14 protein-coding genes are annotated in these 13,409 nt (G+C 63.7%); 6 read left to right on the forward strand and 8 right to left on the reverse strand.

Annotated features, from left to right (window positions below; translation table 11 throughout):
• Positions 1 to 80: 80 nt before the first annotated feature.
• From lptB to RHPLAN_RS01980, 5 genes are all read right to left on the reverse strand, one after another.
• Positions 81 to 1,184, reverse strand: coding sequence for an LPS export ABC transporter ATP-binding protein (lptB, locus tag RHPLAN_RS01960; RefSeq protein ID WP_237180026.1), 1,104 nt, complete (start codon positions 1,182 to 1,184; stop codon positions 81 to 83).
• A 210-nt stretch (positions 1,185 to 1,394) separates the two neighbouring features.
• Positions 1,395 to 2,072 carry an LptA/OstA family protein gene (locus tag RHPLAN_RS01965; protein WP_084244155.1) on the reverse strand — a complete coding sequence of 226 codons (678 nt, stop codon included), beginning with the start codon at positions 2,070 to 2,072 and terminating at the stop codon, positions 1,395 to 1,397.
• Positions 2,073 to 2,134: 62 nt separating this feature from the next.
• The gene (gene lptC / locus RHPLAN_RS01970; RefSeq protein WP_198164675.1) at positions 2,135 to 2,707 is read right to left on the reverse strand and encodes an LPS export ABC transporter periplasmic protein LptC; all 573 of its coding nucleotides are present in this window, start codon (positions 2,705 to 2,707) and stop codon (positions 2,135 to 2,137) included.
• Positions 2,708 to 2,982: 275 nt separating this feature from the next.
• On the reverse strand, positions 2,983 to 3,600 hold the full coding sequence (locus tag RHPLAN_RS01975) for a ribonuclease D (protein ID WP_068013370.1): 618 nt from the start codon (positions 3,598 to 3,600) through the stop codon (positions 2,983 to 2,985).
• A gap of 42 nt (positions 3,601 to 3,642) precedes the next feature.
• Positions 3,643 to 4,749: a cupin domain-containing protein gene (locus RHPLAN_RS01980; protein WP_068013371.1), complete on the reverse strand. Its 1,107-nt coding sequence runs from the start codon at positions 4,747 to 4,749 to the stop codon at positions 3,643 to 3,645.
• A gap of 161 nt (positions 4,750 to 4,910) precedes the next feature.
• On the opposite strand from RHPLAN_RS01980, the gene RHPLAN_RS01985 reads away from it, so the two are divergent.
• Positions 4,911 to 5,150, forward strand: coding sequence for a hypothetical protein (locus tag RHPLAN_RS01985; protein WP_157100001.1), 240 nt, complete (start codon positions 4,911 to 4,913; stop codon positions 5,148 to 5,150).
• Between the two features lie 52 nt (positions 5,151 to 5,202).
• On the opposite strand, the gene RHPLAN_RS01990 is transcribed toward RHPLAN_RS01985, so the two are convergent.
• The gene (locus RHPLAN_RS01990) at positions 5,203 to 6,207 is read right to left on the reverse strand and encodes a 2-hydroxyacid dehydrogenase (protein ID WP_068013375.1); all 1,005 of its coding nucleotides are present in this window, start codon (positions 6,205 to 6,207) and stop codon (positions 5,203 to 5,205) included.
• A gap of 197 nt (positions 6,208 to 6,404) precedes the next feature.
• Between RHPLAN_RS01990 and RHPLAN_RS01995 the strand changes: the two genes are divergently transcribed.
• The gene (locus RHPLAN_RS01995) at positions 6,405 to 6,986 is read left to right on the forward strand and encodes an SH3 domain-containing protein (protein ID WP_084244159.1); all 582 of its coding nucleotides are present in this window, start codon (positions 6,405 to 6,407) and stop codon (positions 6,984 to 6,986) included.
• A gap of 7 nt (positions 6,987 to 6,993) precedes the next feature.
• On the opposite strand, the gene RHPLAN_RS02000 is transcribed toward RHPLAN_RS01995, so the two are convergent.
• Positions 6,994 to 7,758, reverse strand: a complete 765-nt coding sequence (locus RHPLAN_RS02000; RefSeq protein WP_068013377.1) for a hypothetical protein — start codon at positions 7,756 to 7,758, stop codon at positions 6,994 to 6,996.
• A 112-nt stretch (positions 7,759 to 7,870) separates the two neighbouring features.
• Positions 7,871 to 8,371, reverse strand: coding sequence for an iron response transcriptional regulator IrrA (irrA, locus tag RHPLAN_RS02005; RefSeq protein WP_084244161.1), 501 nt, complete (start codon positions 8,369 to 8,371; stop codon positions 7,871 to 7,873).
• A gap of 417 nt (positions 8,372 to 8,788) precedes the next feature.
• On the opposite strand from irrA, the gene fabA reads away from it, so the two are divergent.
• From fabA to RHPLAN_RS02025, 4 genes are all read left to right on the forward strand, one after another.
• Entirely contained in the window at positions 8,789 to 9,319 is a 531-nt protein-coding gene (gene fabA, locus RHPLAN_RS02010; protein ID WP_068013378.1) for a 3-hydroxyacyl-[acyl-carrier-protein] dehydratase FabA, read from the forward strand.
• 124 nt (positions 9,320 to 9,443) lie between these two features.
• On the forward strand, positions 9,444 to 10,664 hold the full coding sequence (gene fabB, locus RHPLAN_RS02015) for a beta-ketoacyl-ACP synthase I (protein ID WP_068030413.1): 1,221 nt from the start codon (positions 9,444 to 9,446) through the stop codon (positions 10,662 to 10,664).
• A gap of 66 nt (positions 10,665 to 10,730) precedes the next feature.
• Positions 10,731 to 11,555 carry an enoyl-ACP reductase FabI gene (gene fabI / locus RHPLAN_RS02020; RefSeq protein WP_068013380.1) on the forward strand — a complete coding sequence of 275 codons (825 nt, stop codon included), beginning with the start codon at positions 10,731 to 10,733 and terminating at the stop codon, positions 11,553 to 11,555.
• A gap of 197 nt (positions 11,556 to 11,752) precedes the next feature.
• Complete coding sequence (locus RHPLAN_RS02025; RefSeq protein ID WP_068013382.1) at positions 11,753 to 13,393, forward strand: phytoene desaturase family protein; 1,641 nt, start codon at positions 11,753 to 11,755, stop codon at positions 13,391 to 13,393.
• Positions 13,394 to 13,409: the final 16 nt, after the last annotated feature.

Raw genomic sequence — 13,409 nt, forward strand, 5'->3', positions numbered from 1 at the left:
GAGAGGCTTGTATACCGCATTGCGGTATAAATCTCTAACGCGTTGCACCAACTAGAGTTTTTCTCGGCACGCGTGAGGGACTAGAGCCGGAACTCCTCGCCCAGGTAAAGGCGCCGGACCTCCGGGTTGTTCACGATATCGTCGGTGCGGCCCTCCATCAGGACCTCACCCGAGTAGATGATATACGCCCGGTCGGTGAGACCAAGCGTTTCGCGAACGTTGTGGTCGGTGATCAACACCCCGATGCCGCGGTTGGTGAGATGGCGCACCAGCGCTTGAATGTCGCCGACGGCGATCGGGTCAATGCCGGCGAACGGCTCGTCGAGCAGCATGTAGTTCGGCCGTGACGCCAGCGCGCGTGCGATCTCGCAACGCCGGCGCTCGCCGCCTGACAGCGCGATCGACGGTGTTTTGCGAAGCTTGGTGATGTTGAACTCGTCGAGCAGCGCGTCGAGATCGCGTTCGCGCCTTTTCTTGTCGGGCTCTACCACTTCGAGCACGGCGCGGATGTTCTCTTCGACATTGAGGCCGCGGAAGATCGACGCTTCCTGCGGCAGATAGCCGATGCCGAGGCGGGCGCGCTGATACATCGGGAGCGCCGTGACGTCGTGTCCGTCGAGCTCGACGCGGCCTTTGTCGGCCGCGATCAGCCCGGTGATCATGTAGAAGATCGTGGTCTTGCCGGCGCCGTTGGGGCCGAGCAATCCGACCGCTTCGCCGCGCCGGACATAGAGGCTCGCGCCCTTCACCACCTTGCGATTGCCGAATGTTTTTTCGACGGCATGAGCCGCGAGATAGCCCTGGTGCACGGTGCGCGGTTGCTGCGGTTGAGCCTGCCGCAATCCTCCGCCGTTGAGCGGCGCGCGTTGCGGCACGTTCGGCTCGGCGTGTTGCGCGTAAGCTTGGGGCTGTGGTTTTGGTTGAGGTTGAGCCCGAGGCTGGACCTGTGGTGGGACCTGCACACGCTCCTGAGGCTCGGCGTCAGCGTAGTCGTAATGCTGCGGCTCTGGCTGTGAGTAAGATGCCGCGTGCGGAGCATCGTCGTCGTACGACGGAGCTTGCGCTTGGGGCTGCTGCGGGGAGGCAGCGGCGGGTTGCGGACGCTGCTGCATGCGTTCGCCGCTGCGCGGCATCCAGTCGCCGTCGCCGCCGCCGATCGGTCCGCCCATCGATGCGAGATTCATGCGCGATCGGCCGTCAGCCACGGCAGGACGTCGCGCGCGCACCGGTGCGCGGCGACGCCGAAACAACGTGAGCAGATCGTCAAGCACGTCGGTGTCCCGGCTCCCTGAACTGGGCGCGATACAGGCTGCGACTCAGGGCAGCAACAAGGCATTGCCTCGCCGTGATAATCACACTGCGGCGGGCTTTCAACCGAAGGCCCGTTTCATGCCTTAGTTTGATGAGTTTTGCCGCGGGCTGCCCGGCAAGAGCCCATTTTTTGAGCCCATGCCACCAAGGCCTCCGAGGCCGCCCATGCCGGAGCCCGACTTGCCGTCTGCCGAGGAGCCGGTCTGCGGGATCAGAAGCTTGACCGGGCCGGACCCGTCGACCCGCGACACCCCGCTCGTCAGGTCGACCGTCAGGCGGTCGCCGCGCATGATGTTGCCGCCCTGGGTGACCACCACGTTGCCCCGCAGGATGACGGTGTTGGTCTTCATGTCGAAATCGGCACGCTCGCCAGTCGCGACCTGGTCCTTCTGGGTGACGGTGACGCCCCCGCTGGCCTCCAGCCGGCTGATCGATGAAGATCCGCCGGGGCCGGGCGCCGCCGCCTTCATGGGCTGCGCGCCCGACTGCTGCTGCTGTTGTCCTTGCGAGTCATAGAACACCACCAGCGATTTGCAGCGCATGGTGGTGTCGCCCTGAACCACCTTCACGTTGCCGGTGAAGGTCGCCTTCTTCTCCTTGTCGCGCACTTCAAGCGATGCGGCTTCGATCTGCACCGGCTGATTGCGGTTCTGCGAAAACCCCTGCAGTGCGTTGTTGTTGGGGGACGCGTTGTTGGTCGCAGCGTTGCCCTTGTTGGCGTTCGGCTGCGCTGCGGCGTGTGCTGCGGTTGCGATCAGCATTGATGCCGCTGCGGCAATTGCACGCAGTCTTGTCGACGTGATGGGGTTTCGCGCGCGCATGATCATCGCTTCTCCGCAGCCTTTGCGTCGTCAGGCTGTGCAGTGAGATTCATGATCACGTTTCCAGTGAAGCGGACGACCTCGCCGGATTTGAGCACTTCGAGCCGTTCGGAGGTGATCGTCCCTTGCTGCGACTGCACTTCGACCGGCTTGTTGGAGACGATCTCGCCGCTTGCCGTGTCGACCACGGCCTCGCTCAGCCGGATCTCATAGCCGGTCGTCGATTTCAGCGAGATATCGTTGTTGAGCGTCAGCACATTGGCCTTGCGGTCGAACGTGCCGTCCCTGGCGGAAAGAAACATCGTGCTCTTGTCCTGGCCCTCGACCTTGGCGCGCACCTGACTGAGTTCGACGAAATCGGGCTTGGTGATGTCCTGCGCGGCGGCGGCCGCATTCAGCTCGTACCAGCGCTGGTCGCGCGTATAGCCGGAAAGCTTTGGCGCTGCCATGGTGATCTTGGTTCCGGAGATCACCATCGAGCCGACATCGACCGGGAGTTTGGCCATGACCTTCAGAGGGTCGAGCCAGGACACCAGCCAGGTCAGGCTCAGCGCCACCACAATCGTCGCCGGCACGGCGATCCGGAGAAACCGCACACGGCGGCTGTGCCGCGCCGCTCGCACGAACGCACGTGCGTTATCGCCGCGGTCCTCGATGACGAAGCGGCGCGTTCCGGACGGTTCGATCGCGGACGTGGCGGACAGGCTGTTGTTCCCCAGTGGTCGTCAGGAGCCGCGCAGCCTCCGAATTCGCTCGAAGGCGCGGCAGGTTCGGCCACATCTTACGGTCCCGCGGCTTAAAAATCCGCTCCGAATGTGGCCTGACAGTGTCGCAGGCCGGAACCGCCGGGTCACGAATGGGCGAAAATGTCTTCGGCGGCCCAGCCAGCCAGGTCAAGCTTCGACCGGTCGGGCAGGAAGCGGAAGCAAGCCGCGGCCAGTTCCATGCGGCCCTCCCGGGCCAGCATGACGTCGAGCTTGTCTTTCAGCTCGTGCAGGTGGAGCACGTCGGAGGCCGCATAGGCGAGCTGGGCGTCGGACAGCTTGTCGGCGCCCCAGTCCGAGGATTGCTGCTGCTTCGACATGTCGATGCCGAGCAACTCGCGCGAGAGGTCTTTGAGGCCGTGCTTGTCGGTGTAGGTGCGGGCGAGCCGTGACGCGGTCCGCGTGCAGTAAAGCGGCTCCGGCATCACGCCGAGCGTGTTGAAGATCATGCCGATGTCGAAGCGCGCGAAATGGAAGATCTTCAAGACCTTCGGATCGGCCATCAGCTTCTTCAGGTTGGGCGCCTGGATGTTGTTCGCGGGAATCTGCACCACATCGGCCGAGCCGTCGCCCGGCGACAGCTGTACGACACAGAGCCGGTCGCGCTTCGGATCGAGGCCCATGGCTTCGGTGTCGACCGCGACGGCAGGACCGGTGTAGCGCGAAAGATCGGGAAGATCGCCGCGGTGCAGGCGAATGGTCATAGAGCAATCCTTAAAGCGATCGTCGCGCGAACGAACTGTGAGCTAGTGCGCAAGCTTCTGATGCCCATCGTTGTCGGCAAACGTTTCCTCGCGGTAAAGCCCGAGCGCCTGCATCGATGGCAGATCACTGAACGAGAACAGCACCGCATCGTCGCGCTCCGACGCATTGGCGTGCTCATGCCACGCCCATGAGGGCACGACGAAGATATCGCTCTTGTTCCAGTCGTAGCGCTTGCCCTCGATGATCGAATACCCCTTGCCCTTCGCCACCGTGTAGACGATCGAGCCGGTGTGGCGATGCGCCTTGGTGCGCTCGCCGCCGCGCAGAAGCTGAATATGCGCGCCGAGCGTTTTCATCACCGGGCCGCCGGTCGCCGGATTCACGTATTGCATCATGATGCCGTCGTAAGGCGAGCCGTCGGTCGCTTGCGCGGCGCGCGTCAGCGTCTCGTAGGTGCGGCCCCATTCGTACTTGAACAGAGGTGAATATGGCTTGCTCCAGGCCTCGCCGCCGGCGGGCAGCAGGCCCGGCCCGCCGAACACCTGGGCGGTGTCGTTGAGTGGATAGTTCGACTTCTGCACGGTCTCGGGATGCACCGCGTAGAAGTTGGCATCGAGCTGATTGACCATCAGCATGTCGAGGCCGTCCTGCCAGATCGTAGTCTCGCCGCTCGCTTCGACGCCGTGATCGTGCCAGGTGCCGTTCGGCGTGATGACGAAGTCGCCGGCGTTCAAATCCATCTTGTGGCCGTCGACCACGGTGTAGGCGTTCTTGCCTTCGATGATGAAGCGCAGCGCCGACGACGCATGGGAGTGCGCGGATGCCGACTCGCCGGGCTTCATCACCTGCAATCCGGTGTAGAGCCAGCCGACGCAGGCCGAGGTGCCCTTGCGGCCGGGGTTCTCCAGCGCGATGACTCTGCGGCCGGCCTTCTCGGGACTGACCAGATCGAGCGCTTTGAGCACCAGGGGGCGCATCGCCTGATAGCTCCAGAGCTGCGGCAGGGAGCTCGGCTTCGGCTGCCAGGGCTCGATCGAATTGGCCACCGTCCAGAGCGCGTAGCTCTCCTGCTGACCAAGCTCGTTGTAGTAACGATCGAGCTCCGGGCTGTCCTCGACATTGGCCCGGCCTAGGACGTCCTCGCGCATGCGCGCCTCCGATTTCCGATGCGGCCGTGCGATTTAACACCCCTCCCAAGGGCTGGTCCACCAGCGGGGCCGGCAAGCCAGGACATGTTGGTCGGGGCCTCGCCAACGCCCGAAAATCAACGCATTGTGCGCCCATCAGGCACACCCCAAGACGGATGCCCATGACCCGATCCCTGTTGCTGCTGTCCCTCCTCGCCGTGACACTCGCGGCCTGCGCGTCCGCCAAGGACATCGAGGCCCGCAATGACGCCCGCTGTCAGGCGCGCGGGCTCCAGCCGAACACCAAGAATTACGAGGATTGCATGGCGCAGGTCGAAACCGAGCGCACCAATCGCATGGAGCAGCGGCGGCGTGAGGCGCTGGAGCAGCCGTATGTGCCGCCGTTGAACCGCGGGTATTAGTACGTTCGATTGCGATCGCGCGCGTCGTTTCGACGACGACCGGCGTCGTCCGTCACAGCATCGACGGCAGCACGCGGTCCGGCGGCTTGTGACCATCCATGAAGGTGCGGATGTTCACGATCACCTTCTCGCCCATCTCGATGCGGCCCTCGATGGTGGCCGAGCTCATATGCGGCAGCAGCACCACCTTGCCGTCGCGGGCCAGCCGCGCAAGCTTGGGATTGACCGCGGGCTCATGTTCGAACACGTCGAGGCCTGCGCCGGCGAGCTCTTCAGCGGCGATCATGCGAATGAGCGCGTTCTCGTCGATCACCTCGCCACGCGCGGTGTTGACCACATAGGCCTGCGGGCGCAGCAGCTTCAGCCGCCGCGCCGACAGCAGATGGAACGTCGCCGGCGTGTGCGGACAGTTGATCGAGATGATGTCCATGCGGGCGAGCATCTGATCGAGGCTCTCCCAGTAGGTGGCGTGCAACTCCTCCTCGATCTTCGCCGGGAGACGGCGGCGGTTGTGATAGTGGATCTGCAGGCCGAAGGCCGAGGCGCGCCGCGCCACCGCCTGGCCGATCCGCCCCATGCCGATGATGCCGAGCCGCTTGCCGGAGATGCGCTTGCCGAGCATCCAGGTCGGCGACCAGCCGGCCCAGTCCTTGTCGGTGCCGCTCAGCACGTTCGCGCCCTCGGCGAGGCGTCGCGGCACCGCGAGGATCAGCGCCATGGTCATGTCGGCGGTGTCTTCGGTGAGCACGCCCGGCGTGTTGGTCACCGTGATGCCGCGCTGGACGGCAGCCTGCACATCGATGTTGTCGACGCCGTTGCCGAAGTTGGCGATCAGCTTGAGGCTGGGGCCGGCCTCCTTCAGCACCGAGGCGTCGATCCGGTCGGTCACGGTCGGCACCAGCACATCGGCGGCCTTCAGAGCCTCGCCGAGCTGGGCCTGGGTCATCGGCTTGTCGTCGATGTTGAGACGGGTTTCGAACAGCTCGCGCATGCGCGTTTCGATGCTGTCCGGCAGCTTGCGCGTGACGATCACCACGGGCTTCTTGGCTTTCGGCATGCTTCAGCGCGCCTTGATCGAGATCTGAAAGTTTTAGCCGTTCAGACCTCCTTAACCGAGGTGAACGACACTCTAAACGCCCCTCGCGGTGCGGTGGGGCAAGCCGGTCTGAGCAGAATTCTCTGTATCAGATGGGGCTTTCAAGACAAAGCACCCGGGTAGCGTCCTTCTTGATCAGAGTTTCAGCTGCGTATCGCATGAGACACGTCCGTCGTGCCCTGGTTGTAACGATTTTGGTCGCCGCGGCGGCCGCCGCCGTTGTCGCGCAGGCCCAGCCATTGGGGCAACAGCAGGCGTCCCTGCAGCCGGCCAAGGAGGTTGCGCCTCCGCAGCCGCCGGTCGGCTCCGTCAGCGGGCTCCCGGTGCCGCGCTTCGTCAGCCTGAAGTCCGACAAGGTCAATATGCACATCGGTCCGGCCAAGACCTATGACGTCAAATGGCTGTACCAGCGGGCCGGCCTGCCCGTGGAGATCATCGCCGAGTTTGAAACCTGGCGCAGGATCCGGGACGCCGAGGGCACCGAAGGCTGGGTCTACCACTCGTTGTTGTCCGGCCGGCGCACCGGGATGGTGACGGCCAAGGCCGCCGATGACCTGGTTCCACTCTACGACAAGCCCGACGACAAGGGTGCGGTGACGGCGCGGCTCGAGCGCGGCGTGGTCGCCAACCTCAAGCGCTGCAGTGGCGAGGGCTGGTGCTTTGTCACCGGCCGCGGCTTCGAGGGCTATGTGCGGCAGACGCGGCTGTGGGGCGTCTATCCGAACGAGAAGGTGGACTGACGGCGGGTTACCCGACGATCGTTGCCTCCATCGTCCCGAAACCCTCGAATTCTCCGGTCACCGGCTGATCGAGTGCGACCGGGTGAAATCCGGTGAAGGAGCCGGTGACGATGAACGTTCCGGCCTTCAATCCGGAGGTGGTCCGGCGCAGGTTTGCCAGGACGACCGCCGGTTTGCCCGGATTGCCGGTCGGATGGCCGCCGATCTTCTCGATGATCGTCCGGCCGCCCTGTTTCATCGACACGCGGGTCTTGGTGAAATCGGTGTTCTGCCAGTCGTTGCGGAACGCGCCGAACACCATCGCGCCGTTGGCGATGTGATCGGCATAGAATTCGTAAGGCGCTTTCTCCATCGCGGATTTCAGATCGCGGAAGCGGCTGTCGACCAGCTCGAAGGCGGTGCAGCCTTCAAGCGCGTCGAACACTTCGGCCTCCGAATATTCCGCGGCGCGCGGCGGCAGATCGCGCGTCAGCCGGAAGCTGATCTCGCATTCCATGTACTGGCTCGGCGTGAGTTCGCGCGGCACCCGCGCCGGACTGACGAACACGCGGCCTGATGCGAGCGGCGCGTAAACCACCTCGGCGCCGGGCTTGGCCGCAATTTTCGTTCCGACGATATCATCGCCGACCAGACGGTCGACGGCATCCATGACGGCGCGCGAGTCGGCGAAGCTTTTCGGTGCGATCGCGGCCGGCAGCGGATCAAGCCGCTCGCCGGTCTGCCGTGCGCGCACGAAAGTCCTGGCAACTTGGTCGATGGCCGCCTGATCCATATGCACGTCGCCTCATGAGCGCTTTGATGGCAGCGCTTTGACGGCCGAAGGGTACGCAAAACAAAACGGCCGGGCGAGGCCCGGCCGTCGGAAAACGGTGATGCGTGCGGCTCTAGCGGCGGCCGTCCTTGCGGCGCAGGCGGACCACCACGTCGATGCGGGCGATCTCGTAGCCTTCCGGCGCGGACGGCGTCCGGCCGACGATTTCCTCGGCGCCCGGAATGTCGACCAGCGCGTTGTCGCCTTCGACGAAGAAGTGGTGATGCGCCGTGGTGTTGGTGTCGAAGTAGGTCTTTGACCCATCGACCGCGACCTGACGCAGGAGGCCTGCTTCGGTGAACTGATGCAGCGTGTTGTAGACGGTCGCCAGCGACACCGGCACCTTGGCCTTGGTGGCTTCCTCGTAGAGCATTTCGGCGGTGAGATGCCGGTCGCCCTTGGCGAACAGGATCCAGCCGAGCGCCATGCGCTGCCGGGTCGGCCGCAGGCCGACATCGCGCAGCATCGACTTGACGTCGTGCCACGGGCAGCCGTTGAGTTCGTCCTTCCGGAGGTCCGCAGGAACCACCGGGAAGCCAGCGATCGGTAGGATTGTGGTACGCGTCTCAGCCATCGTTTTGTACGCCCGATAGATCAGAACAGTTCTAAAATCGTTTCATTTGCAATCATATAAGCCCGATCCCCTTGATGCAAGCTTTTCGCAACAAGTGGAGCGCACAGCGCCTCTGCGCTAGTGTCGCGGCTCGGTCGTTCGCCCGAATGCTTAGGCTTGCTCGAAGCGAAACTTTCGAGCCAAAGCGATGCTGGAAAGCCTATGATGCTGGTGTCCCCTTTGAACCTGAAGTTGCAAAAGCGCCTGCCCAGCGTGGGTGCGCACCTCGGGGGCGGGATACTGGCGTCGCGGGCTTCCAATCCGAACATTGGTGCCAAGGCGTGGATTCGGTCCTAATTTGTGGAGAACCGGCTTTGTCCCGCCGCGGTTGCCCGTGATAAAACATGACAATTCAATGGGCGGCATCACGAGACCAAGATGGAAAATCGGCGCAACAGCTTTGAATTCGAAGACCTTTTGGCATGCGGTCGCGGCGAGATGTTCGTCGAGGGACCGCAACTGCCGCTGCCGCCGATGCTGATGTTCGACCGCATCTCGGAGATCGCCGAGATCGGCGGCGAATACGGCAAGGGTCTGGTTCGGGCGGTGCTCAACGTGAAGCCCGACCTCTGGTTCTTTCCATGCCATTTCAAGGGCGATCCGGTGATGCCGGGCTGCCTGGGGCTCGATGCGCTCTGGCAGCTGCTCGGCTTTTTCCTCGGCTGGGGCGGTTCGTCGGGCAAGGGCCGCGCGCTGGGCCTAGGTGAACTGAAATTCTCGGGCCAAGTGCTGCCGACCATGAAAAACGTGATGTACGGCCTGGAAATCAAGCGCGTGATGCGTTCCAAGCTGGTGCTGGGTATTGCCGACGGCTGGCTGTCGGCGGACGGTTCGGTGATCTATCGCGCGTTCGATCTCAAGGTGGGATTGTTCCGCGACGCCGATGCGATGAAGCCCAATCCGGCTTAAGTATCGAAAACATTCGGCGGTCTTGCGGGGCCGCCTGCGGCGGTCCTAGTTTGAGGGCTATTCATCAACCCGCTGGCCCTTGGCGAGAGCTTTGGCCGATGCGGAAGATGCAGGCGAGGCAGAAATGAGGCGGGTTGTCGTCACCGGGATGGGGATCGTCTCATCCATTGGCAACAACACCCAGGAGGTGTTGGCGAGTTTGCGCGAGGCGAAGTCGGGCATCACGCATGCCGAGGAGTTCGCCAAGCACGGTTTCCGCTGTCAGGTGCAAGGCATGCCGACGCTCGATCCGGCAGGTTCGGTCGATCGTCGCGCCATGCGCTTCCTCGCCGAAGGCTCAGCCTGGAACCACGTGGCGATGGAGCAGGCGATCCGCGACTCAGGCCTCGAGGACAAGGACATCTCCAACGAGCGCACCGGCATCGTGATGGGCTCGGGTGGTCCGTCCACCAGCACCATCGTCGAGGCCGCCGATATCACCCGCGAGAAGGGGTCGCCGAAGCGGATCGGTCCGTTCGCGGTGCCGAAGGCGATGTCGTCGACGGCGTCGGCGACGCTCGCCACCTGGTTCAAGATCAAGGGCATCAACTATTCGATCTCGTCGGCCTGCGCGACCTCCAATCACTGCATCGGCAATGCGGCCGAGGCGATCCAGTGGGGCAAGCAGGACCTGATGTTCGCCGGCGGCTCCGAGGAGTTGCACTGGACCATGTCGAATCTGTTCGACGCCATGGGCGCGATGTCGACCAAGTACAACGCCACGCCGGACAAAGCCTCGCGCGCCTACGACGTCGACCGCGACGGCTTCGTGATCGCGGGTGGCGCGGGCGTGCTGGTGCTGGAAGAGCTCGAGCACGCCAAGGCGCGCGGCGCGAAGATTTATGCGGAGCTCGCCGGCTATGGCGCGACCTCGGACGGCCACGACATGGTGGCGCCGTCGGGTGAGGGCGCGATGCGTTGCATGAGACTCGCGCTTGCCGATCTCAAGGCGCCGGTCGACTACATCAACCCGCACGCGACCTCGACTCCGGTCGGCGATGTCAGGGAAATCGAGGCGATCCGCGAGGTGTTCGGTTCCAAGTGTCCGCCGATCTCGGCGACCAAGTCGCTGACCGGTCACTCGCTCGGTGCGGCGGGCGTGCAGGAGGCGATCTATTCGCTGCTGATGATGCAGAACGGCTTCATCTGCGAGAGCGCCAATATCGAAAATCTCGATCCTGCGATGGCCGATATGCCGATCGTCCGCGAGCGCAAGGACAATGCGAAGCTCGGTGCGGTGCTGTCCAATTCGTTCGGCTTCGGCGGCACCAACGCGTCGCTCGTGTTCAAGCGTCTGGATGTGTGAGTTCGTTTGAGTTTGGTTTTTTGCCGGACAGGGGCTGGTCCGGCGCAAAGTGGAGTAGATCGTTCGATGCCGGGGCTGATGCAAGGTAAGCGCGGATTGGTGATGGGCGTTGCCAACGATCATTCGATCGCCTGGGGCATCGCCAAAGCTTTGTCCGAGCACGGCGCCGAGATGGCCTTCACGTATCAAGGCGATGCGCTGGGCCGCAGGGTCAAGCCGCTCGCCGAGCAGGTCGGCAGCAAGATCATCCTGCCCTGCGATGTCGAGGACATCGCCTCCGTCGACAGCGTGTTTGCCGAGCTGAAGAAGCAATGGGGCAACATGGACTTCCTGGTCCATGCCATCGGCTTCTCCGACAAGAACGAGCTGAAGGGCCGCTACGCCGACACCACACGCGCCAACTTCCAGCGCACCATGGTGATTTCCTGCTTTTCGTTCACCGAGGCCGCCAAGCGTGCTGCGGCGATGATGCCGAACGGCGGCGCCATGATCACGCTGACCTACAACGGCGGCGACAAGGCGATGCCAAACTACAACGTCATGGGCGTGGCCAAGGCGGGCCTCGAAGCCTCGGTGCGTTATCTCGCTGTCGACTACGGCCTGCAGAAAATTCGCGTCAACGCCATCTCGGCGGGCCCGATCCGGACGCTGGCTGGCGCCGGCATCAACGACGCCCGCTATATGTTCGCGTTCCAGCAACGCCATTCGCCGCTCGGCCGCGGCGTGTCGCTGGAGGATCTTGGTGGCGCAGGGCTTTATCTGCTGTCGGACCTCTCGGGCGGCGTGACCGGCGAAATCCACTTCGTCGATTCCGGCTACAACATCATCGCCATGCCGCAGCCCGATGCGCTGCGCAGCGAAGCCGACGAGAACAAGGACGCGGCGCAGTAATGCCGCAGACGACTATCTCGTCACGTTGAACCACTGATCTCAATCCGTCATCCTGAGGTGCCCGCGCGAAGCGCGGGCCTCGAAGGATGAGCGGCCCGGGCTGTGGCTGTCACCCTTCGAGGCTCGGCCCATAGCGAGTCGAAGACGCGCGTAAACGCGCTTATGGGCCGAGCACCTCAGGGTGACGGAGTGAAACGATGCCGGGCGCACTGGAGCGAAGCTACGACGGGATCATCGTCGGCGCGGGCCATCACGGCCTGGTGCTCGGCTCTTATCTCGCCAAAAGCGGTCTCGACATTCTGCTGGTCGATCGCAGGCTGAAATACGGTGGCGGGCTTTCGACCGAGGAGGTCACGGCGCCGGGCTTCTATCACAACCTGCATTCCATCAATCACTTCCACATCAGCGAGACGCCCTGGTTCAAGGACCTGAACCTCGGCGACCGCGTCACCTACATCACGCCGCGCTACGAGCTCGGCCAGCCGCATCTCGACGGCAGCGCGCTGGTGTTCGGCCGCGACCTCGAAGAGACGCTGGCGAATGTCGCGCGCTTTTCCAAGCGTGACGCGGCGACCTTCCGTGACTGGAATCGTCGCGCCGAAGAGATCACGCGCTCGATCTTCCTGCCGGAGCGCTATTCCGAGCCGCTGCCGCAGGCCGAGCGCGAGGCGCTGCTGTCGCAAAGCGCCATCGGCCGGGATTTTCTGGCGATCACGCGGCGGCAGCCGTTCGAAGTGGTGAAAGAGCTGTTCGAAAACGAGCACGTCCAGCTCCTGTTTCTGTTCAAGGTGTCGCTGTTCGGCACCTGGCTGGTCGACACCATGTCGGGGACGAGCCCGATGGGCTCCGTGATCCGCGCCTTCGATCTCGAAAGCGGCTATCAGCTTTGCCAGGGCGGCTCGTTCAATCTGGCGCGTGGTCTGATGGAGACCTTCATCGCGGCGGGCGGGCGCTACCAGCCGCAGGTGAACATCGACAATATCCTGATCGAAGGCGGCAAGGCCAGCGGCATCGTGCTGCGGGATGGCCGCACGGTGCGGGCCAAGCAGTTCGTGGCTTCCACGCTCGATGTGCACCAGACTTTCGAGACGCTGATCGGCCGCGAACAGATGCCCACGGCGTTTCTCAAGAAGCTCGACGGCTTCCAGTACACCAAGTGGTCGCTCTATGGATTGCATCTGGCGATGCACGAGCCGGCACGGCTGACGTCTGAGGCATTCGATCCGAACATCGGGCGCACGCTGAAATGGAGCCTCGGCGCGGAATCGATGGAAGACCTGATGGCGGCGCACAAAGATGTGGTCGCCGGCAAGGTGCCCTCGCTGGTGCAGTTCGGTTGCGGGCCTCTGAGCGTGATCGATCCGACCCAGGCGCCGTCCGGCAAGCACACGCAATATGCCTGGCACGTGATGCCGCTCGATCCGGACCTCGGTGAGCAGGACTACGAAGACTTCAAGGAAGAGTTTGCCGAGAAGATCATCGAGGTGTTTGCGCGCTACGCGCCGAACATGACGCGCAAGAACATCATCGGCCAGCATGTCTACACCGGCCGCGAGTACGTCGCCGAGTTTCCGCAGATGCGCGGCGGCGACATCTTCATGGGCGCGTTCAACGCCGAGCAGGTGATGTACAACCATTTCGGCTATCGCACGCCGATCGAGCGCCTCTACATGGCGGGCTCGGCAGCGCATCCCGGCGGGGCGATCTCCGGCGGGTCTGGCTACATCAGCGCCGGCATCATCGCGCGCGAGCTTGGCCTGAAGCCTTGGTGGAAGCCCTGGGACGCCCGCGAAGCGCTGAGCAAGGTGCCGGTCTCGGCAGCCGCGAAATCTGCTTGACATTAAGATAATTCAA

This window comes from Rhodoplanes sp. Z2-YC6860 (genome assembly GCF_001579845.1).
Classification (GTDB): Bacteria; Pseudomonadota; Alphaproteobacteria; order Rhizobiales; family Xanthobacteraceae; genus Z2-YC6860.

What these genes read in the sequence shown, in the direction of transcription:
- lptB (WP_237180026.1), bottom strand. Translation starts at nt 1,184, where the DNA reads ATGAATCTCGCATCGATGGGCGGACCGATCGGCGGCGGCGACGGCGAC.
- RHPLAN_RS01965 (WP_084244155.1), bottom strand. Translation starts at nt 2,072, where the DNA reads ATGCTGATCGCAACCGCAGCACACGCCGCAGCGCAGCCGAACGCCAAC.
- RHPLAN_RS01975 (WP_068013370.1), bottom strand. Translation starts at nt 3,600, where the DNA reads ATGACCATTCGCCTGCACCGCGGCGATCTTCCCGATCTTTCGCGCTAC.
- RHPLAN_RS01980 (WP_068013371.1), bottom strand. Translation starts at nt 4,749, where the DNA reads ATGCGCGAGGACGTCCTAGGCCGGGCCAATGTCGAGGACAGCCCGGAG.
- RHPLAN_RS01985 (WP_157100001.1), top strand. Translation starts at nt 4,911, where the DNA reads ATGACCCGATCCCTGTTGCTGCTGTCCCTCCTCGCCGTGACACTCGCG.
- RHPLAN_RS01990 (WP_068013375.1), bottom strand. Translation starts at nt 6,207, where the DNA reads ATGCCGAAAGCCAAGAAGCCCGTGGTGATCGTCACGCGCAAGCTGCCG.
- RHPLAN_RS01995 (WP_084244159.1), top strand. Translation starts at nt 6,405, where the DNA reads ATGAGACACGTCCGTCGTGCCCTGGTTGTAACGATTTTGGTCGCCGCG.
- RHPLAN_RS02000 (WP_068013377.1), bottom strand. Translation starts at nt 7,758, where the DNA reads ATGGATCAGGCGGCCATCGACCAAGTTGCCAGGACTTTCGTGCGCGCA.
- irrA (WP_084244161.1), bottom strand. Translation starts at nt 8,371, where the DNA reads ATGGCTGAGACGCGTACCACAATCCTACCGATCGCTGGCTTCCCGGTG.
- fabA (WP_068013378.1), top strand. Translation starts at nt 8,789, where the DNA reads ATGGAAAATCGGCGCAACAGCTTTGAATTCGAAGACCTTTTGGCATGC.
- fabB (WP_068030413.1), top strand. Translation starts at nt 9,444, where the DNA reads ATGAGGCGGGTTGTCGTCACCGGGATGGGGATCGTCTCATCCATTGGC.
- fabI (WP_068013380.1), top strand. Translation starts at nt 10,731, where the DNA reads ATGCCGGGGCTGATGCAAGGTAAGCGCGGATTGGTGATGGGCGTTGCC.
- RHPLAN_RS02025 (WP_068013382.1), top strand. Translation starts at nt 11,753, where the DNA reads ATGCCGGGCGCACTGGAGCGAAGCTACGACGGGATCATCGTCGGCGCG.